The sequence below is a fragment of the Neisseria sp. P0021.S007 genome (assembly GCF_051956855.1).
The window spans coordinates 1-871 of the sequence record NZ_JBQCXA010000271.1; the positions used below are offsets into that span (position 1 = coordinate 1).

General features: G+C 54.4%; 1 protein-coding gene. It reads left to right on the forward strand.

Annotated elements, in window-relative coordinates; translation table 11 throughout:
* Positions 1 to 871, forward strand: an 871-nt coding sequence (locus ACTHUR_RS12740; protein WP_440398858.1) for an FAD-binding oxidoreductase, incomplete at both ends; no start/stop codon positions are given.

Below are 871 nucleotides of genomic sequence, written 5' to 3' on the forward strand. Positions count from 1 at the left end.
ACCTAAAATGGTCTTGCTGGCAGACGTGGTTTCCGACGATGAAGCCGCCGTGCAGGCAGCCGCCGAACACATCTGCGAACTCGCCCGCGCCCGTGACGGAGAAGGCTTTATCGCCATATCTCCAGAAGCGCGCAAAACCTTCTGGCTTGACCGCAGCCGCACCGCCGCCATCGCCAAACATACCAACGCCTTTAAAATCAACGAAGACGTGGTAATCCCACTCGAAAGGCTCGGTGAGTATTCAGACGGCATCGAACGCATCAACATTGAGCTTTCCATCCAAAACAAACTCAAACTCTGTGCCGCCTTGGAGCAATATCTGTCCGGCAAACTCCCCATCGACAAAATGGGAACAGACCTGCCAACCGCCGAACTGTTAGGTGAACGCGGCAAACACGCCCTAGCCCACGTTTCCTCTGTCAAAGCGCGTTGGGAATGGTTGCTTGCTAACTTGGATGCGCCACTTGCCGACTATAAAGCTCGCTATGGCGCATCCGTCCACGCCGCGCCCGAAGCCAAAGACAATGAAAGCTGCTTTATTGCCTTCCGCGATTTCCGCCTGCGTGTGTCTGTCAAAGCGGACGTAATGAAGCCGCTTTCTGAAATCTTCAGCGGCAAAACCGATACCAAAATTATTCAAGGTTTGGGCAAAATCCACGCCAAAACCGTGCGCAGCCGCGTCTTCGTCGCCCTGCATATGCACGCCGGCGACGGTAACGTTCATACCAATATTCCGGTTAACTCAGACGATGCCGAAATGCTTCAGACGGCCTACCGTTCGGTCGAACGCATTATGAAAATCGCCCGTTCGCTCGGCGGCGTGATTTCGGGCGAACACGGCATCGGCATCAACAAGCTCGAATTTTTGACC